At 72.0% G+C, this 20,124-nt stretch carries 15 protein-coding genes; 7 read left to right on the top strand and 8 right to left on the bottom strand.

Features of this window, described 5'->3' with window-relative positions:
• Positions 1-63 precede the first annotated feature (63 nt).
• From IPQ09_14025 to IPQ09_14015, 3 genes are all read left to right on the top strand, one after another.
• Positions 64-969: a MoxR family ATPase gene (locus tag IPQ09_14025; GenBank protein ID MBL0195321.1), complete on the top strand. Its 906-nt coding sequence runs from the start codon at positions 64-66 to the stop codon at positions 967-969.
• On the top strand, positions 959-3,211 hold the full coding sequence (locus tag IPQ09_14020) for a hypothetical protein (GenBank protein MBL0195320.1): 2,253 nt from the start codon (positions 959-961) through the stop codon (positions 3,209-3,211). The genes IPQ09_14025 and IPQ09_14020 overlap by 11 nt, the downstream gene beginning before the upstream one ends.
• Before the next feature lie 835 nt (positions 3,212-4,046).
• Positions 4,047-5,495, top strand: coding sequence for a GuaB1 family IMP dehydrogenase-related protein (locus IPQ09_14015; protein ID MBL0195319.1), 1,449 nt, complete (start codon positions 4,047-4,049; stop codon positions 5,493-5,495).
• Positions 5,496-5,762: 267 nt separating this feature from the next.
• Here the strand turns inward: IPQ09_14015 and IPQ09_14010 are convergent, their stop codons facing one another.
• The 3 genes from IPQ09_14010 to IPQ09_14000 form a co-directional block, all read right to left on the bottom strand.
• Positions 5,763-6,938 (bottom strand): hypothetical protein, encoded by a 1,176-nt coding sequence (locus IPQ09_14010; protein MBL0195318.1) that lies wholly within the window; start codon positions 6,936-6,938, stop codon positions 5,763-5,765.
• Positions 6,939-7,084: 146 nt separating this feature from the next.
• On the bottom strand, positions 7,085-7,921 hold the full coding sequence (locus IPQ09_14005) for a hypothetical protein (GenBank protein ID MBL0195317.1): 837 nt from the start codon (positions 7,919-7,921) through the stop codon (positions 7,085-7,087).
• 140 nt (positions 7,922-8,061) lie between these two features.
• Entirely contained in the window at positions 8,062-8,535 is a 474-nt protein-coding gene (locus IPQ09_14000) for a hemerythrin domain-containing protein (GenBank protein ID MBL0195316.1), read from the bottom strand.
• A gap of 103 nt (positions 8,536-8,638) precedes the next feature.
• Here IPQ09_14000 and IPQ09_13995 point away from each other — a divergent pair, with 103 nt between their 5' ends.
• On the top strand, positions 8,639-8,974 hold the full coding sequence (locus IPQ09_13995; GenBank protein MBL0195315.1) for a hypothetical protein: 336 nt from the start codon (positions 8,639-8,641) through the stop codon (positions 8,972-8,974).
• Positions 8,975-9,142: 168 nt separating this feature from the next.
• Here the strand turns inward: IPQ09_13995 and IPQ09_13990 are convergent, their stop codons facing one another.
• The gene (locus IPQ09_13990) at positions 9,143-9,841 is read right to left on the bottom strand and encodes a hypothetical protein (protein ID MBL0195314.1); all 699 of its coding nucleotides are present in this window, start codon (positions 9,839-9,841) and stop codon (positions 9,143-9,145) included.
• A gap of 15 nt (positions 9,842-9,856) precedes the next feature.
• Positions 9,857-10,840, bottom strand: a complete 984-nt coding sequence (locus IPQ09_13985; protein ID MBL0195313.1) for an HD domain-containing protein — start codon at positions 10,838-10,840, stop codon at positions 9,857-9,859.
• A gap of 166 nt (positions 10,841-11,006) precedes the next feature.
• On the opposite strand from IPQ09_13985, the gene IPQ09_13980 reads away from it, so the two are divergent.
• Complete coding sequence (locus IPQ09_13980) at positions 11,007-11,687, top strand: hypothetical protein (protein ID MBL0195312.1); 681 nt, start codon at positions 11,007-11,009, stop codon at positions 11,685-11,687.
• A 47-nt stretch (positions 11,688-11,734) separates the two neighbouring features.
• Here IPQ09_13980 and IPQ09_13975 read toward each other — a convergent pair whose 3' ends face one another.
• The 3 genes from IPQ09_13975 to IPQ09_13965 all read right to left on the bottom strand — a co-directional run bounded on the left by IPQ09_13975 (position 11,735) and on the right by IPQ09_13965 (position 16,886).
• Positions 11,735-12,991: a serine/threonine protein kinase gene (locus tag IPQ09_13975; GenBank protein ID MBL0195311.1), complete on the bottom strand. Its 1,257-nt coding sequence runs from the start codon at positions 12,989-12,991 to the stop codon at positions 11,735-11,737.
• A gap of 148 nt (positions 12,992-13,139) precedes the next feature.
• A complete protein-coding gene (add, locus tag IPQ09_13970) occupies positions 13,140-14,258 on the bottom strand; it encodes an adenosine deaminase (GenBank protein ID MBL0195310.1) in 1,119 nt (372 codons plus the stop codon).
• A 99-nt stretch (positions 14,259-14,357) separates the two neighbouring features.
• Positions 14,358-16,886, bottom strand: coding sequence for a ComEC/Rec2 family competence protein (locus IPQ09_13965; protein ID MBL0195309.1), 2,529 nt, complete (start codon positions 16,884-16,886; stop codon positions 14,358-14,360).
• A 208-nt stretch (positions 16,887-17,094) separates the two neighbouring features.
• Here IPQ09_13965 and IPQ09_13960 point away from each other — a divergent pair, with 208 nt between their 5' ends.
• A complete protein-coding gene (locus IPQ09_13960) occupies positions 17,095-19,452 on the top strand; it encodes a serine/threonine protein kinase (protein ID MBL0195308.1) in 2,358 nt (785 codons plus the stop codon).
• Between the two features lie 117 nt (positions 19,453-19,569).
• The gene (locus tag IPQ09_13955; GenBank protein ID MBL0195307.1) at positions 19,570-20,118 is read left to right on the top strand and encodes a hypothetical protein; all 549 of its coding nucleotides are present in this window, start codon (positions 19,570-19,572) and stop codon (positions 20,116-20,118) included.
• Positions 20,119-20,124 lie beyond the last annotated feature (6 nt).

Here is a 20,124-nt window from a genome sequence, read left to right as displayed (position 1 = left end):
GACACGGGCTCGGACGGAGGTTTCGTTGACGGCCAACCGACTTGCCGACAGTAGACTCTCCCAATGCCGTCCCCCACGACTCCGCAGTTCGTCGACTCCAAGCTCGAGCTCGAGCGCGTCCGCCTGTACGTCGAGCGCGGCGAGCCGGTGCTCCTCCTCGGGCCGACGGGCTGCGGGAAGACCACGCTCCTCGCGGCGATCGCGGCCGAGCTAGGGCGTCGCGTCGTCCCTGTCACCGGCGGGCCGAGCCTCACCGACGCCGACCTGCTCGGCGGGTACCTCTTCGCCCACGACGCCATGACCTGGCACGACGGGCCGCTCGTCTACGCCGTGCGCCACGGATTGCCGTTCTTCTTTGACGAGATCGGCAAGACGAGCGAGGGCACCCTGCGCCCGCTGTATCCCCTCCTCGACGATCGCCGCGAGCTGCACCTCGTAGGCAAGCTCGGCCGTGAGCCGGAGATCGTGCACGCGGCCCCGGGGTTCTGCTTCGTCGGGGCGTACACTCCGCGCGAGCTGGGCTCGTTGCCCGAGGCGTTCCTCCAGCGGTGCCGGGTCGTCCGCCTCTCTTACCTCGCGCCCGGCGAGGAGGTGAGCCTCCTCGTGGATCGGACTGGGATCCCGCGCGAGGACGCGCAGTACCTCGTCGACGTGGCCCACGTGCTCCGCAGCGGCGCCGAGGAGCGCCGCTGGCGATCGCCGAGCACGCGGGCGCTCCTGCTGGCCGCGCGCGCCTCGAAGAGCGGCGTCGCGCGCGAGTGGGTGGTGCGTGAGTCGCTCCTCGATCCTCTCGAGCTCGGCGACCGCGACGCGCGGACCGTGCTCTCCACGCTCGAGGCGAAGGGGCTCTCCTTCGAGCCGGGCGAGAAGCTCCCGACGATCGAGGCCGATCCGGGCGACGCGATTGAGCCGTTCGACGTGGGCAGTCAAGTGGAGCCGGCCGAGCAGGCCGAGGCTCATGACGGCTGACCCTCCGGCCGACACGCCCGAGGATCCGGAGCAGGCCCAGCCGCCCCTCGAGGTCCGCGATCCAACGCTCGCGCGCGCCCTCCACGTGCTCCGGTCACGCCATCCGCTCGACGAGGACCGCTGGCGCGCCCTCGAGCCGAGCTTCCTCGCGCTCGTCTCCGGCGCAGAGGGGAAGGGAAGGGCCACGAACCTGGGGCCCTCGTTCGCGTGCTTCAGCCTGCTGCTCGGCCACGGTCACGACGCCCCCGACGGTCTCCTCGCGACGACGAATCACCCGCGCCTCCTCGCGCCGCTCCTCGAGCTCGCCACCGCGAGGCTGTGGGGCGAGCTGTGCGCGGCCCTCCGCGTGGGGGCGAAGACGCGGCACGACGCCGTCCTCGCGGAGCTCCTCGAGCGCGAGCGCGAGGCCTCGAAGCGTCGCAGCGCGGCGCAGGTCACGCTCACGAAGGTGCTCCCGTCGCTCGAGTGGGCGCTCCCGAGCCTGATCCCGCTCCGCGCGCGGGTGGCGATACGCGCCGAGGCGCCTGGCGAGAGCGACCCCCGCGGGATGAGGGCATACACCGACGGTCGAGACATCTACTTGCCGTCGCGGATCGCGCTCTTCGAAAGCCCCCGGCACAACGAGCTAGCCTATGTGCGCCTCCTCGTCCACGAGGCGCTGCACCTCTCCGGGGGCAGCTTCGAGGAGGGGGCGTGCCAACAGGCCGCTCGCCACGTCGTGAGGCGGCTCCGCGAGCACGGGCACCTCGCCGACAACCTCCCGCGCTCGTCGCGCTACCCCAACACACTGCGGGGCGTCACCGAGCTCTTTGGCGAGAGCGGCGAGCTCTTCTTCAACCTCTTGAATTGCGTCGAGGACAGCCGCGTCGAGCGCCGGATCCCAGCGCTGCTCCCTGGCTTCGTGGCCGCGGTCGCTTACGTGGATCAGGGCGCGCGCGCGCTCGCTCGGCCGGCGGTGTTCGGGAGCTCGCTGATCCAGCTCCTTCAGGCCGTGCTCGTCGAGCTCGCGGGGCGCACCGCGAAGCCGCCGGCGGCTTACGCTGCCTCGTTCACAGAGGTGCGCGCGACGCTCGCCTCGTTTCGCGCGCTCGTGTCGCCGACCCTCGCAGAGTCGATCGTGGCCGCGACCGACCTCTGCCTCTGGTTCGTGAGGCACGTCGGGCCGGGCGATCGCGCGCAGCTCGTGTCGGAGCTCACGCGCCGCCGCCCGGTGCCACAAGAGAGCTACGAGCGCCGCGTCGACCTCCGACCGCTCGGTCGCCGCGAACCGGCCGAGGTGCGTCCTCGCATGAACCTCGACATGTTCTCGTCGCTCTCCACAGAGGGCGAGATCGTCCCCGAGTACGACTTCTGGAAGGCCCGCGTCCGCGAGGACGGCGCGAGCGTCGAACTGCACGTGTGGGACCCTCGCCGTGCGGGCGTGGTGGGGCGCGCGGTGCGGAGCGAGGTGGCCGTCGCGACCACGCGCCCGGTGGCGTCCTCGTCGTTCCGCATGAGCGGCGCGCGCCTCTCTCCGACGAGGCTCGTGCGGCTCCTCGCGACGAAGCGCGCGGGCGGCGCGGTGGACGGCCGGGTGTTCCGCGGTCGGGAGATCCAGGCGACCGACGTGCAGGCGACCGTGGTCGTGGATCTCAGCGTCTCGATGGTTCACTACCGCCCCGACGGCGCGCGGCCGCTCGAGCGCGCGGTCGGCTGGATCGAGGACCTCGCGACTCAGCTCGGCGACGGCGCCCCGCTGGCGATCTACGGGTGCATCGACGGCGGCCCCGAGAAGGTCCGCATGTTCCGCGTGAAGGAGCGCGGCGCGCCCCTCACGCGAGAGACGCTGGAGTCCTTCCACGGCTATGGACACGGCGGCTTCCGCATGGGCGCCGTGCTGCGCTGGCTCGCCAAGAAGAGCGTCGAACGGACTCGTGTGTTCTTGCTGACCGACACGGGGAGTCACTACGTGACGCGTGGGATGCGGCACGTGTGGAAGTTCGAGGACCTCGAGACCAAGCTCTGCTTCGACTGCCCGCGGCCTGGGAGCACGTGCGATCTCGAGAGGCCCTTCCCGGACGAGCTCTGGCTCGCCAAGAACGGCGCCGTCTTCGAGCCCGTAGAGTACGAGGTCGAGGACATTCGACACGCGCTCGGGAGCACCTCCCATATCCTCGATCCGCACGTGGTCCTTCTCACGGAGAACTGGGGGGACGCGCTCTGCGATCACACGTTTGGCCCGCTCGGCTGGTCGAAGGTGTGAGCACGCGCGGCGCGCCGGCTTGGACGCGAAGAGCGCGAGAATTCGTGAAGGAGCGCGTCGCTACTTCGAGGACCGAAGTTGGCGATCAGCCACACCGGCTGGTCCGCCGCGTCGAGTCCCCAGAAGATGCGATGGGTGGTGAAGCGCTCGCCCACACTAGTCCCCTGGAGTCGTGGTTCGTATCAGCAGTCCGGTCTTCGGTGTCATGCCGAGGAGCGATGGGGTGCCCCGTTTTCGGCGGCGGCGGGCCCGTCCTCAACTCGGACGTCGTTCCGCGCGGTGGAGGCGGCGCTTTGCGCTCAGGGGACAGTGGTTTCGGGTGTGACCGCGCGAGAACGCCGACCCTCGAACATGAGTATCCTCCCATCGCCGCCGAAGACGGGACACCCCCTCGCTCCCCTGTGGCGAAAGGCCGAGCCGCGCGACTTCTGGAAGGGATCACGCTTCCAGGAGACTAGGCCAATCACGTTGGAGTCGAGCACGCCCGGGACCTCCTCCCACCCCCTCCCAGCGGGTGACCACGCGGTCGCCAAAGCGCAGGCAGAGCGCATCGAGCCCCGCGGTCGTGCCCTCGAACTGGTCGTAGTGGGCAAACACCTCGGCGGTGCCCTTGCCCACCGTGCGCGCCGCGGGCCAGGCACGCCAGTGCGCGCGCGCAGCGGTGGTTGGCTTTGGTCTTGGCAGGTCGTCGTTCGCGATTTTCTGTGACAGGAGACTGGGCGTCGGAGCGCCGGGTAGCGGGCCCCAGCCGAGCGGGAGAGATCCCGACGGCCGAGGGCGTCGAGAGGGGTTTTGCATACGGCCACCTTCGCGTGGCAGAAAGCTGAATCTACCAATGCGCTTCCTCCACCCCGCCCACGACGAACAGCTCGAGCTCTCCACCGAGGACGTGTTCCTCACGCCCGGCTACTTCGACGGCGCCTCGCGCCTCGAGACCGACCTCACTCCGCCGGACTTTCCGGGCGGCGCGCACCCGATCGTGTCGGCGAACATGAACGCCGTGACGGGCAAGCGCATGGCGGAGACCATGGCCCGCTTCGGTGGGCTCGGCGTCCTGCCGCAGGACATGGACCTGGACACGGTGGAGCGCATCGTTCGCCACATCCACGCGGCCGATCCTCGCTACGACACGCCCCTTTCGGTCTCGCCGCGCGCGACGCTGCGTGACGTGCAGGGCATCATCCGCAAGCGCTCGCACGACCTCGTCGTGGTGGTGGACGACGAGCGGCGACCGCTCGGGCTGGTAACGCAGGCCGATCTCCGCGACCGCGATCAGTACACCCCCGCCGCGCGCCTCATGTCCAAGCGCCTCGTCGCGCTGCGCGCCGGGCTCTCGAACCGCGACGCCTTTCTGCTCATGGAGGAGGCCCGCGTGAAGGCGGCGCCCGTGCTCGACGACGAGGGCCGCTTGCTCGGTGTGCTGACGCGGGACGACGCGGTCCGGCTCGAGCTGCTCCGGCCCGCGCTCGGGCCGACGGGCACCCTGATGGTGGGCGCCGCGATAGGCATCTCCGCGCAGGCGCCCGACGTGGCGGCGAGGCTGCTCGAGCTGGGCGTCGAGGTCCTCGTCGTCGACACCGCGCACGGCCACCAGCGCCGCATGCTGGAGACCCTGCGGGCGGTGCGCCTCGTCGTGGGCGCCGCCGTGCCCCTCGTCGCGGGCAATGTATGCACCGCGGAGGGGACGCGCGCGCTCATCGAGGCAGGCGCCGACATCGTGAAGGTCAACGTGGGGCCCGGCGCCATGTGCACGACGCGCATGCAGACCGGCGCGGGACGCCCGACGTTCACCTCCGTGCTCGCGTGCGCCAAGGCCGCGCGCGCCCTCGGCAAGCACGTGTGGGCCGACGGCGGCGTGAGGCACCCGCGCGACGTGGCGCTCTACCTCGCGTCCGGCGCGTCGCGCGTGATGGTGGGCACCGCGCTCGCTGGCACCTACGAGAGCCCTGGCGACGTGAAGGAAGACCGCGACGGCCTGCTCTACAAGGAGAACTACGGCATGGCGAGCGGCCGCGCGGTGAGCGAGCGCACCGCCGACCATGACGCGTTCGAGCGGGCGAAGAAGGGTTTCTTCCGCGAGGGCATCTCGAGCTCCCGCATCTACATGCGCGAAGGGCAGGAGAGCGTGGGCGCGATCCTCATCGACGTCATCACGGGCGTGCAGTCCGCGTTCACCTACGTGGGAGCGCGCACGGTCGACGAGCTGCACGAGCGCGCGGTGGTCGGCGTGCAGACCGCGGCGGGCTTCGGCGAGGGGACACCGCACGGCGCCGTCCGTCGCTAGTCCCCTGGAAGAGGATTCGCTAGCAAAAGAACCCCGCTCGTGATCAAACTTAGCTAGTAGAGGACATGAAGGATAAGTCCCTATCACGACCTGCCGGGCACACGAGGCCCGTCGAGCGGGTGAGTCAGCTCGCCATGGTCCGCTGACCCCCACTCCCGAGCAAACATGGGCCCGTTCGGCGTCGAGCCGCTGCGGCGCGAACATGAAGTCGCCCCCCGCGACGTCGTCGCCCGCGGGCGGGGCGCCGCGATGTTCAGCCGGCGGTCGTCACCAGGCGAGCGTCTGCGGGTCGATGGTCACGTCCCCAAGCTGCCGCGCGTCAGTCCCGTCGACCCTGGCCGTCCAGATGATCTTGCCCAGGTTGTAGACGATCTTGCCTCCGTCGGCGGAGACCTTCACGCGCTCCACGAGCAGGTTTCCCAGCACGCCGAGCCCGCTGAGCTCGACGGGCGCCGCGCCGTCCGACCTCGCCGCGAAGAGCTTGCTCTGGCGTAGGCCGCCACCGCCGATGACCTCCGCCCCCAGCAGGAAGGCGTCGCCGATCCATGGCGCGAACGCACCGTTTCCGTTGCCGCCAGCGAGCGCGCCGGGAGCGGTCACCGTGCGAGGAGCCGTCAGCGTGGGTGACGCGATTTGGTAGCTCGTCGGGCTGATGGCGGCGGCCCACACGACGCTCCCGTCCCGCGTGTAGAGCGGCCCATTGACGGGGTTCGACGCGCCGCCCACCGAGGTCGAGCCCACCTCGGCGCCGTCGGTGGTCGAGACGACCTTCACGGAATAGGTGGTCCCGTCGATGTGCCAGACCGCGAGGCGGCCTCCATCGGCGGAGAGTGGGCTCGTGCCGACGCGGAAGAGCGCCGCCCCCGTCGTGCGGTACACGGTCTGCTCCCCCGAGCCGTCGAAGCGCGCTCGGCGGAGGTCGGCGAAGCCCTGGTTCCCCACGCCACCGGCGGCCCCGTAGAGCACGGTGTCGTTGTCGGCCCAGCCGATGAACACGCCGGGCAGAGTCGCGACCTTCGCGTTCGCGCGGTCGTAGACGGTCGACGTGGTCGCCCCGAAGCCGCCCGTCGTGGCCACGCGCTTGCGATCCGGGGAGAGGCGCACGCGGAGCGCGTTCTTCAGATCCGCGTCGACGACCACGGGCGCACCGCCGGCGATCGGCAGATACGCGAACCCGAACGCGTTGCTGTAGTATACACGATCTTGTGCGCCCCCGCTCGGCGGGGCGTCGGCGGGGGCGTCGGCGCTCGCGTCTGCGGGTGGAGTGGGCGGCGCGTCGGCGCCGGCGTCGGCCCCCGGAGTGGGCGTCGTGCCGGTCGACGTGCCCGTGGGGGTGGGCCCCGCCTCGGCCGCACTGCCTGCCGGCTCGCTCGAGCAGCCCGCGAACGGCACGAGGCCCGACGACAGCAGCAGCAACCCCCACGCCACGCCCCTGGGCTTCATGGCCTCATCTTGGCGCAGGGCGACGGGAGGCTCTTAACCGATATCAAAGATCGCACGCTGGTTGGCCGCACTCCGTCCGCGGGGGTGCGCCCATGCGTCTATCTGCGATCCCCCGCGGCTCGCCCCCCCCGCGCTGGCGCCCGCGGCTACGAGTCGGCGCGCCCCGTCGGATCCTCGAGCGCCTCCCGGAGCGTCGCCAGCGCCCGCATGCAATAGAAGCCGTCGTTCGCCCGCTCGTCGAACGTGAAGAACAACTGCACCGCGTCTCGGACGACGGGGGCGCCGCCCTCGATGAAGATGTGCTTCTTCACCGCGCCGACGACGCAAAACAGATGCGCGTTCCCCCACTCGAACAGGTGGTGGTACGTGCGGTCGATCCCCACCGATCCGAGATTGGCCACGAAGCAACTGCAGAACAAGGGGTCCGTGGCGATCATGGCGCGCGGCAGCAGGTTCCATCGGTCGAGGAGGCGCCCGGCCGCCAATATGGCCCGCAGGAGAAAGGCGGGGAGCGCGGCGAGGACGCGCGCCTCCTTGTCCACGGGGCGCGGCGGGCCCGTGCGGCCCTCGCCCACGCCGCCCGTGACGCGGGCGACGCTGTCCGCCAAGGCCGCGCCCTGTGGGAACTCGGCCTTGATCGTGAGCAACGGCGCGCGCTCGTCGAAGCTCTTCTTGGCGGCGAACGAGAGCCACACGCCGCGTCGCTGGTAGAATCGCCCACCCGAGACAAACCGGTTCAGGCCAGGCTTCTCGTGCAACACGCGCGCTAGGCCGTGCAGCACGAGGTGGAACAACGTGGCCTTGGGCGCGTCGCCCCGCGCTGCGTTGAACTCGGCGAGGAACGGCAGCGTGCGGCTCAGGTCTACGGTCATCTCATGGAGGACGAATGACTCGGTGCGGCCCGGCATCAGGTGAGGCATCAGGGCGCGGACCCGGTGAACGTCGCGCAGCAGGTCGCCGTCGGGCCGGGAGAAGAGCGGCATGCACGCGAACGTAGCACGGCGCCTGCTCCAGCCCGCGCGCGCCCCATCCACACCCGACCCAAAAACCGAGCGCGAAGCTGTCTGCGACGCACTCCCCTGGCACCCGAAGCGCGAGGTCCGCCCCGCACGGCGGCCCGTGCTCAGAGCCCGGCGAGCGCGGCGCGAAGCTCCTGGCGCTGGGCCTCGTTCAGCGTGCGGTCGAGCTCGTCCAGGATCGCGGCTTCGTCCTGCGCGTGCCGGGCATAGAGCTCTTCGAACCGCGCGAACAGCTCGCGGCACGCGGTGAGCTCCTCGTCGTGCGCTCCGCTGAGGCGCCCCACCGCATGGGCGAGGCGACTCACCGTGCCACAGGTCGCGTCGTGCGACGCTTGCAGCGTTCGCGCGCGCGGCTCGAGATCCGGCGCGTTCGCCGCGACGAACGGGAAGAGCCCCTCCTCTTCGCGTGCGGCGTGCGTGACGAGCTCGTCCAGGAGCTGCTCGATCGCGGCGACGAGCGCGGACCACCCGTCCTCGCCCTCATCGCGCGCGGCGAGTCGCGCCCGGACGACGAAGACGAGCTCCGTCAGCTGTCGATGGTCGTGCGTGAGCTCCTCGATCGGGTCGTTCGGTCTCATCCACCGAAACTTGCGCCGACCGCCGCCGAAAGGAAAGCCTCGTCGTCCGTCTCCAGAGGGTGCCACGCTTGGCATCGGTCGGGTCCGCGTGCGAGGCTCTGTCATGAGCCGCGACGAGGTGTTTCACGTTCGAGGGGCGCTCCCGATTCCTGCCGGGCATCGGGTGGAGGTGTCCACCTTTGCGCTGAACGGCGCGCCGCAGCCGTTCGACCCGCTCGTGCGGGATCTGACCACCGGCGTCGTCTACGCGCGCACTTGGCACTACGATCGCGACACCACGGACGTGACGATGTTGCCGATGACCGTTCGCGCGGATTTGCAGCTCGCGTCGCGAGTCGAGGGTCAGGTGCGTGGCGTCCGCATCGTTTCCGGGCTCTGCCCTGGCGAGTCGGGACGGAGTGGATTGGTCTCTACCCTGCTCGTGGCCGTCGAGGGCTAGTCCCCTGGATCGGTGATTTTCATAGCACGCCTCGGCGGGTTGCTTCGCCGGAGCATCGGAGCATCGGAGCGGTGGAGCCATGCGCGAGCCCAAGCAGGTGAGCACCGGAACGGTCGAGCCATGCGCGAGCAGAACGGAGGCGAGCGAGGCGAGCGAGGCGGGCCGAGGTTAGAACGCGCAGTTGACCCGCACGGGCGTAGAGCGCGCCGTGGTGGCCGGCAGGCCCGCGCCCGTGAGCGCCACGCTCACCGTGACGTCCGAGTTGCATGGCAACGTCGCGCATTGCGCCGCGGGCACCGCCGAGGTGGGGCGCTTCACGAAGGCGCCCGTCCCTGTCTGCCCCGCTGTGAGCGGGCCGATCGAGACCGCCGCGGTGAAGTCGAACGTGGTGAGCAGCGCGCCGGCGGCGCTTCGAATCTCGCCGCGGCTGCCCGCGATGGGGCCGACGGTGCCAGGGGTGCTGTTCGTCACGTCGATCGAGCCCGACAGCGAGATGGGATCCTTCGGGACGATTGGCATGCAATTCATGAACAAATTCGTAATTTTGACCGACGCTGTCACCGCGCCCGCGTCGGGGGGAGCGGCGTCGACGGGGGGAGCGGCGTCGACGGGGGGAGCGGCGTCGACGGGGGGAGCGGCGTCGACGGGGGGAGCGGCGTCGGGCGCGCTCGAGTCGCGGGGCGTCGCGGCGTCGGGCGGAGGGGCGGCGTCGCCGGTCGCGGTGTCGGGTGCGCTCGCGGCGTCGCTCGGCCCAACGGTCGGTGCGGTTGTCTCCGGGATGGGCTCGGAGCCGCAGCCGACCGACACGGTGGCGGTGACGGTCGCCAGGAGCGTCGCGGCGAGGGCGGCGAGGGCGCGGGTTCTCATGCCGTCGAGGTTAGCTCATTCAGCCGCGTCGCGCCGCTTCGCCGCGGGGTCGAGGCCGAAGCGCGCTGGCTCCTTGGCGACGAAGGCCACATAGTCCTCGCTCGGGAGGTGCGGCTCGAGCTCCCCGCTCTCGATCGCCTTCTCGAGGGCGCGCTTGATGTCTCCGATGACCCGCGACGGGGGCAGCCCGAAGGCCTTCATGACGAAATCTCCCACGCCCTTGGGCAGAGGCGGCTGCACGGCGTCTTCGGCCGCGAGCCGCGTGATGCGCGCCGCGAGCTCCTCGATCTGGCTGAGGCCCTTGCGCTTCTTCTCGGGGCGCTTCGTCGTGATGTCGGCCCGCGCGAGGCACAGCAGGTCTTCGAGGTGCACCCCGAGCTCCCGCGCGAAGCGGCGCACGGCGCTGTCGGTCCACTCGGGATCGTATTGGTTGGCGCGGAGGTGGTGGAGCACGAGCCAGCGCACGGTGTCGCGGAGCGCCTGCTCGGGCGTGAAGAGCGCGAGCCGCCGCTCGGCCTTGTCGAACATGCGCGCGCCCACCTCCGCGTGCCCCAGAAAGTGCACCTTTCCCTCCGGGCTGATGCTGCGGGTCTTCACCTTGCCGATGTCGTGGAACAGGGAGGCCCAGCGCACCTCGAGGCGCGGCACGGCCTGGCGCACCACCTGCTTCGTGTGCTTCCACACGTCCTTGTGGCGCCACTCGCCGTCGCCGAAGCCGACCAGCGCGTGCACCTCCGGGAAGATGGCGCCGAGGGCGCCGTTCTCGAGGAGGGTGTCGAGGCCGAGCTCAGGGTCGGCGCCCATCACGACGCGGTCGAGCCGGGCTCGCACGGCCACCCGGTCGAGCTTCGCGGCCTCGCGCAGATCGTCGGGCGATACGAGCAGCAACGTGCCCGCGCGGACGCCACGCTCGGCGGCGTCGGCGGCCTGCTCGAGCGCGTCCATCGCCGCGTCGATCGACGGCCCCGCGGCGGGAGGCGCGGCGTTCGCGGTGTTCATGGCGCCACCTCGCCGTTCGCCCCTTCGGGGCTCACTCTCAGGTTCGGGTCCGAGGGCATGGGGTGCGGGGGTGTAGTGCAACGACGCCCGTTCGGCAACGACACTGTCCGTGCGCGGCCGAAGACCTCTTGCCCAATTGGTGGTTCGTGACAGAGTCGTCAGAACCATGGGTCCCCGAGCTGCCGCCTCCGCCGTCGCGCTTTCCTTCGTCGCTCTCGCCCTCGGGGCTTGCGGCGGCGCTGTCGCCACCGACCTGTTCTCGGGGCCCGGCGGAGATCCCAGCGCCACGCCGACGTCGACCCCGACCGGGACCACCACCGGCACCGTGCCCCCCGCGCCGACCGGCACCGTCACGCCCACCTCCACGACTCAGCCCACCGATCCGCCGCCGCCGCCGCCGCCGCCGCCGCCGGTAGACGCGGGGCGCCCCGACGCGCGCGTCGACTCTGGCACCCCCGACGCGGGCCCCGACGCGAGCACCGACGCGGGCGGGGGCCCTGGCATCACGTGCGGCCCCGGCCTGTCCTGTGGGCTCACCCAGACCTGCTGCGCCGTGTACGTGATCCCGAACTACCGCTTCGAGTGCCGAGCGGGCACGGCGGCGACCTGCCCCAACCCGTCGACCGACATCCACTGCGACAGCTCGGAGGACTGCCCCACCTCGGCGCGCCTCTGCTGCGGCGACAAGGCCGTGAGCGGCACGTACTACAACGCGCTCACCTGCAGGAGCAGCTGCACGGGGAACGACGTGGTCTTCTGCGATCCGGCGTCGCCCGCGACCAGCTGCCGGACCGGGCAGAAGTGCGAGGCCTCCACGATCCTGAAGGGCTTCCACTACTGCGACTGACGCGGGGCGCGCGCGGCGGCCGAGCGCGAGGCGCTCCAATAGCTGAGCTAGCGAACGCGGCGCCTCTTCTTCGGCGCGTCGTTCGTCGTCGCGACGTTCGTGTCGGCGTACTCGTCATCGTCTCTCTCGGTGGCCCCGGGGCCCGCGCGCACGACCCGCACCCTGCCGCTCGTGGCGTCGACCCGCACGCGCGGCCCCTCCGCGGCGTTCGCCGGCGCAGCGGTCCGCGCGCCCGCGAACGTGTCGATGAGCGCGGGCGCGCGCCGGAGCAACGTCCGGAGGACGGCCCCTTTCTGCCAGGTGACGAAGAGCAGCGCCGCGAGCGAGCCGAACATCACGAGGGGGATCTGCGCGTGGAGACCGAACGGTCGCAGGAGCAGCGGCACGATCACCCAGCCTAGCCCCCACATCGTCCACATCAGGCGACGCAGGCTCTTCACGGCCGCGTCCTCTGCGGCGCGATCGGGCGCCGTGGGGCTCGCGGAGCGCGGCGGCGCCTGACTTGGTCGCGGGCCCGGGAGCGGCCCGCCGCCCGCGAGGGCCTCGCCGACGCTCTTCGCTCGTGCGCGGGGATCGGGCTCGAGCATGCGCTCGAGGGCCACCACCAGGTCCGGGCTCACGCGATCGCCGAGCGCCCCCCGCACGTCGACCCGGAGCCCGTCGTGCGGCAGGGTCTCCGGCTCCCGTCCCGTAAGAGCCGCGAGAGCGGTGGCGCCCACGGCGTACACGTCGGTGCTGGCCTGGGCGCGTCCCTGAAACTGCTCAGGGGCCATGTAGCCTGCGGTCCCCACCACCGTGCTCGCGCCCTTGCGCAGCAGCAGCTCGGCGACCGCGCCGAAGTCGACGAGCACGTAGCTCCCGTCGGGCCGGCGCACCACGTTCCGCGGCTTGATGTCGCGATGAACGACCGGCGACGCGCGCCCGTGCAAGTAGGTGAGCGCGCTGTCGGAGCTCGCCAGGAAGCGGCGGACCTCTGCCTCGTCGAGCGCGCCGTCGCGCTGCCTCACGGCCTCCATCGTCTCGCCGAGGATCTTCTCCATCACGAGGTACAGCGCGCCGTCCTCCTCGAAGTGCTCGATGTAGGTGGGCACGAGCGGGTGGTCGAGCGTCGAGAGGACACGGGCTTCGCGCTCCGCGAGCTCGACGTCCTTCCACCCTCGGGCTCCGCGCACGTCGAAGCGCTTGATCGCCACCGCGCGCCCGTTCTCGAGGTCCGCTGCGTCGTAGGTGACTCCCTGCGCTCCCTCGCCTAACAGGCCGTGCGGGGCGTACCGTCCACCCCGAAGCCGCGCCGGAACATCCATTCCACGGCCCATAGCAAACGCCGCGCGCCCGAGCCATAGCGGCCACGCCCTCGAGGGTGGCGCGTGGCTCGAGCGGGCCCGCTGAGCGGACCCATTGAAAACCGCAACAGTGTCGGGCTCTTGGGTGAGGTCGGGCGCGAGGGTAGGCTCAGGCCTTGGGAAGATCGAGCCGGGCCGCGCTGCCGAGCTCGTGGCGCGACGGCGGCGGCGGCGGGAGGATCGAGCCGTCGTCTTGGAAAGCCTTCAGCTCCTCGCTGACCTTGCGCAGGTACTGCTGCTTCACGTGGAAAGGCAGAAACGCGCTCTTGAAGCCGGACAGGATGACCGCCTTCAGATCGGCGATCGTGAAGCCGAGCTGCGTGTGGCACAGCCACAGCTCTTTGCTGACGGTGGTGTCCGTCACCAAGCGATTGTCGGTGTTCACCGTGACCCGCAGCCCGAGGGCCTTGTAGAGCTTGATCGGGTGGCTGGGGAGATCGCGGATCGCGTTGGTCTGGACGTTCGAAGAGGGGCAGCACTCGAGGGCGATGCGGTGATCGTTCACGTAGTGGAGCAAGTCGCCGTTCTCGCGAAGGCGGCACCCGTGCCCGATGCGGTGGGCGCCGCACACGTGGATCGCCTGGGCGATCGACTCGGGCCCATAGGCCTCGCCCGCGTGGATGGTGACGTTGATGTTGTTGTCACGCACGAGCTGGAAGGCCTTGCGGTGGTGCTTGGCCGGGTTGTCGTATTCGGCGCCCGCGAGGTCGAAGCCGACCACCCCGCGGCCCTTGTAGGCCACGGCCAGCTCGGCCATCTCGAGAGAGCTCTCGGGTGACACGTTGCGGATGCCGCAGATGATCACCGCCGACTCGATGCCGAGACGCTCCTGCGCGGCGCGGAGGCCCTCGAGCACGGCCTCGACGACCGCCGTGAGCTTCAGCCCCCGCTGGGTGTGCAGCATGGGGGCGTAGCGCACCTCCATGTAGCGGACGTTCTCGCGCGCCGCGTCCTCGGCGAGCTCGTAAGCGATGCGCGTGAGCGCGTCGGCGGTCTGCATCACGCGGAGCGTGACGTCGAACGCCTTTAGGTAGTCGACGAGCGACTCGCAGTTCTGGCCGATGTTCATCGCCGCGCGGAGGCGGTCTTCGTCGTTCGCCGGAAGCTCGACGCGCTGCTTCTCGGCGAGGTCGAGGATGGTCGAGAGGCGCAGCGAGCCGTCGAGGTGGACGTGGAGATCGGTCTTGGGGAGTCGCTCGATGAGCTCCAGAGGAATCGTCTTCGACATGGCGGACGCTTAGCACGGGCGCGCCGGGATGGATCGCTGGATGAGCCGCGCGTTCTCCGGAAGTTGCGTGGTGGCCCTGATAGGCCGTTCACGCGTCGATCAGAGGCAGGGACCGTCCCCGGCGGTCGCGGCGACCTCGAGCGAACGGCCGTCGGTCCTGACCGAGACGGTGCCGAGGCAGTCGGTGCGGAGCAGCGCGATCCCTCGCCCGCGGAAGCGCTCGGTCGTCACCGGGTGCGGGTGCCCGTAGCGGTTGCGCCCGCCGCACGAGGCCACCGCCAGGTGGGGCGCGACCGCGTCGAGCAGCGCGTCACCCGACGACGTCCGGCTGCCGTGGTGCCCCACCTTGAGCACGTCGGCCCGGAGCGAGCCCGCCGCGTCGGCCGCCCGCTGGAGGAGGAGGCCCTCCTCGGCGTGCTCCGCGTCCCCGACGAAGAGGAAGGCGCGGTCGCCGAACCGCACGCGAAGCACGAGGGAGTTGTCGTTCGTGCCGCGGTCCTCCGCGAACGCGGGGCATGGCGCGAGCACCGTGACCTCCGCGCCGCCGATCTCGTGTGTCCCGCACAACGTGTCGGGCCGCCGCACCCGCGCGCCGCGCGCCTCGAGCTCGCCTAGCAGCGCGACGTAGGCCGTCGCGCCGTAAGGGCCCGGGCGCGCGTTGGGCGCGGTCGCACGCGCCTCGCCCGTATCCCACACCTCGCCGACACGCACGGCCTCGAGTCCCGCGCGGAGCCCCATGAAGTGGTCGGGGTGAGGGTGGGACACGATCACCGCGGCGAGCGCGCTCCGTCGCCGGGCCCGGAGCAACGGCGCGACCACCCGCTCGCCAGGGTCCACCGCGCTGCCGACCAGCCCGCCCGCGTCAATGAGCACCGCCTCGCCCGAGGGCAGATCGATCAGCGCGGAGTCGCCTTGCCCCACGTCGAGGAAGGTCACCCGCAGCGCACCTCGGGGCGCGCCCGTGCGCCGCGCGTGCACCTCCGCGAGCGCGAGGCCGGCGAGCGCGGACACCTGGGCCGCCCGCTGGAGGCTTCGGAGTCGCGCCGCGCGCGCCGCGGAGGCGCCTGTCCCGCGCGAAGAGCCGGCGCGCGCCGCGCCGGTCCCCGCGAACGCGAGGAGCACCAGGAACCCGAGCTGGGTGTCGGTGGGGCGCGGCAGGGCCACTCGGCCGAGCCGGCTCGTCGCGGTGAGGTGCGCGAGCCGCCCCACCAGGAGCAGCGCTCCACCTCCCGCCAGCGCCGCCCCACGCTCCGCGCGAGGCAGGGGCGCGAGCAGCGCGTGGGTGAGACAAATGGGCAGCGCCGCGGCCTCGCCGAGCGGCACGGCGATCACGTTCGCGAGGAGCGAGCCCAGCGACAGGGCCGGGCCCATGCGCAGCAGGATCGGCGCGCAAGGCGCGGTGGCCGCGAGCGTGGTCGCGAGGCTCTGGCCAACGTAACGCGCCGGCGCGGGCGCCCGCGCGAGGTGCGTGGAGAGCCTGGGCCCCAGACGCCCCGAGAGCGAAGCGTGGCCGATCAGGCCGAGCGTCGCGGCGGCGGACAACGCGAACGAGACGTCGACCGCGACGAGCGGTTCGACGAGCGCCATCACGAGCACGGACCACCCGAGCGCCCGCAGCGGCCGTACGCGCCGCCCGAGCGCGGCGGCCAGGAGCTGCACCGAGAGCATCCACGCGGCGCGCACCGCGGAGCCGCTCGATCCGGAAAAATCGCAATAGATCCAGCATATTACGAGGCCAACGAGCGAGGCCAGCCGCCGCGGCACCACGCGCAGCGCGAGCCAGCGCACCCGGCAGAAGAGCGCCGTGAGCGCGAGCACCGCGCCGTTCACCGTGAGCACGAGGTGCATTCCGGAGACCGCGAGCAGGTGGGAGAGCCCCCCGTCGCGAAAGTCGCGGGCGTCGTCCGGGGCGAGATCGTTCTCGCCGAGCACGAGCGCTCGCGCGAGCGCTTCGGCGCGAGGTGGGAAGGTCGCGAGGATGCGCGCGCGCACGTGCCGCCGTGCCTCGTCGATCCACGCCCGCGGGCCGCGCCCCTCCGCGAGGCGCACGAGATCCACGGCGCCCCCGGAGAGCACCACGCCGCCGTGTGCGCGCGACGCGCGGTCGTCGCCGAGCTCGGGCACCACGAACCGCTGCGGCGGCGCGAGGCTGGCGAACGCCTCGACCCGATCGCCCCGGCGGAGCGCCTCGCCCTCGGCCCAGGGGACGTGGAGCACCACGCGACCTGCGAGCGCCGTTGGCTGGGCGGCGTTCTCGCCCTCGCACGTCAGCGTGACCTCCTCGATCGCGAGGCGCACGCTCGCGTCGGCCGTGGTCCCGCCGCTCGCCCCGGTCGCCCGCGTCGGCGACGTCGCGACCGAGCCCGTGACGCTGCAGCGCACCAGGCGGGGCGCCCCGGCGAGCGCGCGCGGCGCGGCGCGCTCGGCCGTCGCGTGGCGAGAGATCGCCCGCGAGGCGCGGAGGGCCCCGACCGCGACGAGGGCCAGCAGCGCGATCGCCAGCGCCCGCCGGCCGCGGAGCGCGACGAGCGCCGCCGCCACGCCGAGCACACCCAGCGTCACCGCGGGCGCGCCCGGCACGAGGGCGCCGCCGGCGAGCGAGAGAGAGAGCAGCCAGATGGCGTCCATGTGCGCCCGCTCGCACGGCGCATGCCGAGAGGGTGGGCGCGCCGGCCCGCTCGGAACCCGGCGATCGCCGCCAGATCCACCACGCGGGTCGCTGCCACCGCCGACCCGGACGTCCCCGGCCCGTCACGGGACGCGCCCGCGAAAGTGCGCCTTTCTGTTTCGACAGGAGTCGCATACGCTTCGATGAGGAGTCGTAGGTGGGAGCTCGATGAGTCAGAGGTTCGTTCGCTGTCCGCACTGTGGGACGCCGCACGACGCGAAGGCCGCTGTCTGCCCCACCACGGGCAGGCGCATCCGCACGGCCGAGCCCGCCCCTCGCGAGACGCTGCCTCGCTCGCCGTCCACCGGGTTCTCTTCGAGCGTGCCAGCGGTCCTCGAGCCCCTCACCGAAGAGCCTTCGCTCATCGGGCAGGTGCTGGGCAACCGCTACCGCGTGCTGTCGGTGCTCGGCGCGGGCGGCATGGGCGTGGTGTACGAGGCCGAGCACCTGGGCCTCGAGCGCCACGTCGCGGTGAAGGTGCTGAACCCGATCCAGGCCAAGAAGAAGAACACCGTCAAGCGCTTCCAGCAGGAGGCCCGCGCCGCCGGCGGCATCGGGCACCCGAACATCTGCGAGGTGTACGACATGGGCTGGCTCGAGGACGGCTGCCCGTACCTCGTGATGGAGCGCCTGCACGGCCAGAACCTCGCCGACCGCGTGAAGAAGGCCGGTGGGCTCCCGTTCATGGAAGTGGTCGAGGTGCTCTGCCAGGTGCTCGCGGGGCTGATGGCCGCCCACGAGAAGGGCATCATGCACCGCGACATCAAGCCCGAGAACATCTTCCTGGCGCGGCGCACCAACGCCGATCCCGTCGCGAAGATCCTCGACTTCGGCGTGTCGAAGGGCATGGCCGGCGGCCCCGAAGAGCCCCTCGACCTCACCCGCACCGGCATGGTGATGGGCACGCCGTACTACATGTCGCCCGAGCAGGCGCGGGGCGAGCGCAGCCTCGATGCGCGGGTCGACGTGTACGCGTGTGGCGTGATGCTCTACGAGTGCCTCACGGGTCGTCGGCCGTTCCTCGCGCCGAACTACAACGCGCTGCTCCTCCAGATCCTCACCGAGTCGCCGCGGCCCGCGCGCGAACGACGACCCGACCTGCCGGCCGCGTTCGAGCCGATCCTCCGCCGCGCGATGGCCCGCGCCCGCGACGAGCGGTACCCGACCGCGGCGGCGATGCGGCGCGATCTCCTTCATGTGGGCAAGCACCTCCAAGCCGAGGCCGCCGCCGCGCAGGCTCGCGCAGAGCAGGCTCCGCAGCAAGGCTTCCCGCAGCCGGGATTTCCGCAGCAAGGCTTCCCGCAGCCGGGATTTCCGCAGCAAGGCTTCCCGCAGCCGGGATTTCCGCAGCAAGGCTTCCCGCAGCAAGGCTTCCAGGCTCCCGGGTACCACGGTCAGCCGCCAGCCTTTTCGCCCGCGTTCGCGCAGCAAGCGCCCTCTCCACAAGGTGCACCGCCGCAGGCCGCGCAGCAGGCGCCGCTCGGGCGCTACGTGCAGGGCGGCGCGGCGCAGCCGGCGCCACAAGCGTACGCGCCCTCGGCGCCCCAAGGCCAAGGCCCCGCGTCGTCGGGGTTTCAGCCCGCGCTCCAGCAAGGGTACGGCCAGCCTCCGCAGCCGTACTACCCGCACGGGCAGCCGGCGCCGTTCCAGCCGCAGGTCCCGCAGGTCCCGCAGGCGTTCGCGCGCCCGCAGGCCCCGCAGGCCATGCCGCCAGCGCCTGCGCAGCAGCCTATGCCGCCGCGACCCGCCGTGCGGCCCGCCGCGGGCTCGCCCGCACGCCCCGCGTCGATCGCGCCGCCGCCGATGGCCCCGATGGCTGCTCCGCCGCGCCCGTCGCCCGCCCCGGACGAGCCCCGCTGGCAGACCCAGCGTATGCCGCCGGCGCCGTCACCCCCGTCGAGCGAGCAGAAGCTCCGCGCGCCCTTCGCGGGCTCGGGGATGCCGCCCGCCGCGAAGCATCCGTCGTCCGGCGGTGGCGCGATGCCAGCGCCGCCGAAGCACCCGTCGTCCGGCGGCGGCGTGGCGTCGCCGAAGCACCCGTCGTCCGGTGGCGGCGTGCACTCGCGGCGCCCCACGGAGCTCGACACGGGGCCCACGAACGAGCAGCCCCGCACCGCGAGCAAGCAGGCCACCGCGCCCACGCTGCCGATGGGTCCGCGCCCCGCGCGGCCCGTCAACCAAGACTTCTCCGACGCGCCCACCTACGTGATCTCGCGTGAGGAGATCTTGGGCGACTACGTCCCGCCGCCGGAGCCTCCCCAGCCTCCTCAGAGCGTGCAGCAAGCGCCCGCGTCGCGCGCCCCGCAGGCAGCCTCCGAGTGGGACGCCGAGACCACGATCACCACCGCGCCCCCCGAGTGGGAGCAGGAAAAGGAGAAGTGGGAGCAGCAAGACACGAACCACGACCAGCCGGTCGACCCGCGAGTGCAGAGCCTCCGCTCCCGCATCGAGGACGACTACGGTGACATCCCGGTCGACGACGCGACGCTCGTCCGCGCGCCACTCAAGCGACCGCCGCGCAGGTAGCGCGCGCGAAGGGCGCGTGCTGCCCGCACAGCCGGCGGTGCTTGGAGGCACAGCCGGAGGTGCCGTCTTCCCACGACCCCCTCGACGCCGCCGCCGGGCGCGCTACCCTCCTCGCCCATGCGGATCGAGGTCTCCCCCTCTGGAAGGGCGGGCTGTCGTGGGTGCAAGGTCGCCATCGCGAAGGGGATCCTTCGCTTCGCCGAGTCGTACGTCATGCCGGGCGCCGACCAGCAGGCGTTCCGGTACTGGCACCTCGAGTGCGCCGCCAAGAAGCTCGGGAGCAGCCTCCAGGACGCCCTGGCCGCGTACGAGGGCGAGGTCCCCGAGCGTGAAGCGCTCGAGGCGCTCATCCGCAGCGCGCCGAAGAAGACGGGGCGAGACCGCCCGCTGCCCCACGCCGATCGCGCGCCCACGGGCCGCGCGAAGTGTATGCAGTGCGCGGCGCAGCTCGAGAAGGGCGCGTGGCGTGTGGCGGTCGAGCGTGAGGTCGACGCCGGCGCGTTCATGACCCGCGGGCCCGGGTATCTCCACCCGCGGTGCTTGGCCGCGTGGGCCTCGGAGCAGCCCTCCGCGCTGGGCGACGACCTCATCGAGCGGCTCCTCAGGAACACCGAGCCGACCGACGCCGAGCGCGACGAGCTCCTCACGCTGCTCGCGCCCGACTGACGTCCG

Source organism: Myxococcales bacterium (genome assembly GCA_016720545.1).
Classification (GTDB): domain Bacteria; phylum Myxococcota_A; class Polyangia; order Polyangiales; family Polyangiaceae; genus JAAFHV01.
Note: the sequence above shows the minus strand (reverse complement) of the source record. Positions and strands in the feature narration are given on the sequence as shown.

Excerpts from the sequence above, each read along its gene's own strand:
- IPQ09_14015 (MBL0195319.1), top strand. The coding sequence starts at position 4,047 with ATGCGCTTCCTCCACCCCGCCCACGACGAACAGCTCGAGCTCTCCACC.
- IPQ09_13990 (MBL0195314.1), bottom strand. The coding sequence starts at position 9,841 with ATGAGAACCCGCGCCCTCGCCGCCCTCGCCGCGACGCTCCTGGCGACC.
- IPQ09_14000 (MBL0195316.1), bottom strand. The coding sequence starts at position 8,535 with ATGAGACCGAACGACCCGATCGAGGAGCTCACGCACGACCATCGACAG.
- IPQ09_13955 (MBL0195307.1), top strand. The coding sequence starts at position 19,570 with ATGCGGATCGAGGTCTCCCCCTCTGGAAGGGCGGGCTGTCGTGGGTGC.
- IPQ09_14020 (MBL0195320.1), top strand. The coding sequence starts at position 959 with ATGACGGCTGACCCTCCGGCCGACACGCCCGAGGATCCGGAGCAGGCC.
- IPQ09_13980 (MBL0195312.1), top strand. The coding sequence starts at position 11,007 with ATGGGTCCCCGAGCTGCCGCCTCCGCCGTCGCGCTTTCCTTCGTCGCT.
- IPQ09_13995 (MBL0195315.1), top strand. The coding sequence starts at position 8,639 with ATGAGCCGCGACGAGGTGTTTCACGTTCGAGGGGCGCTCCCGATTCCT.
- IPQ09_13975 (MBL0195311.1), bottom strand. The coding sequence starts at position 12,991 with ATGGATGTTCCGGCGCGGCTTCGGGGTGGACGGTACGCCCCGCACGGC.
- IPQ09_13985 (MBL0195313.1), bottom strand. The coding sequence starts at position 10,840 with ATGAACACCGCGAACGCCGCGCCTCCCGCCGCGGGGCCGTCGATCGAC.
- IPQ09_13960 (MBL0195308.1), top strand. The coding sequence starts at position 17,095 with ATGAGTCAGAGGTTCGTTCGCTGTCCGCACTGTGGGACGCCGCACGAC.
- IPQ09_13965 (MBL0195309.1), bottom strand. The coding sequence starts at position 16,886 with ATGGACGCCATCTGGCTGCTCTCTCTCTCGCTCGCCGGCGGCGCCCTC.
- IPQ09_14025 (MBL0195321.1), top strand. The coding sequence starts at position 64 with ATGCCGTCCCCCACGACTCCGCAGTTCGTCGACTCCAAGCTCGAGCTC.
- IPQ09_14010 (MBL0195318.1), bottom strand. The coding sequence starts at position 6,938 with ATGAAGCCCAGGGGCGTGGCGTGGGGGTTGCTGCTGCTGTCGTCGGGC.
- IPQ09_14005 (MBL0195317.1), bottom strand. The coding sequence starts at position 7,921 with ATGCCGCTCTTCTCCCGGCCCGACGGCGACCTGCTGCGCGACGTTCAC.
- add (MBL0195310.1), bottom strand. The coding sequence starts at position 14,258 with ATGTCGAAGACGATTCCTCTGGAGCTCATCGAGCGACTCCCCAAGACC.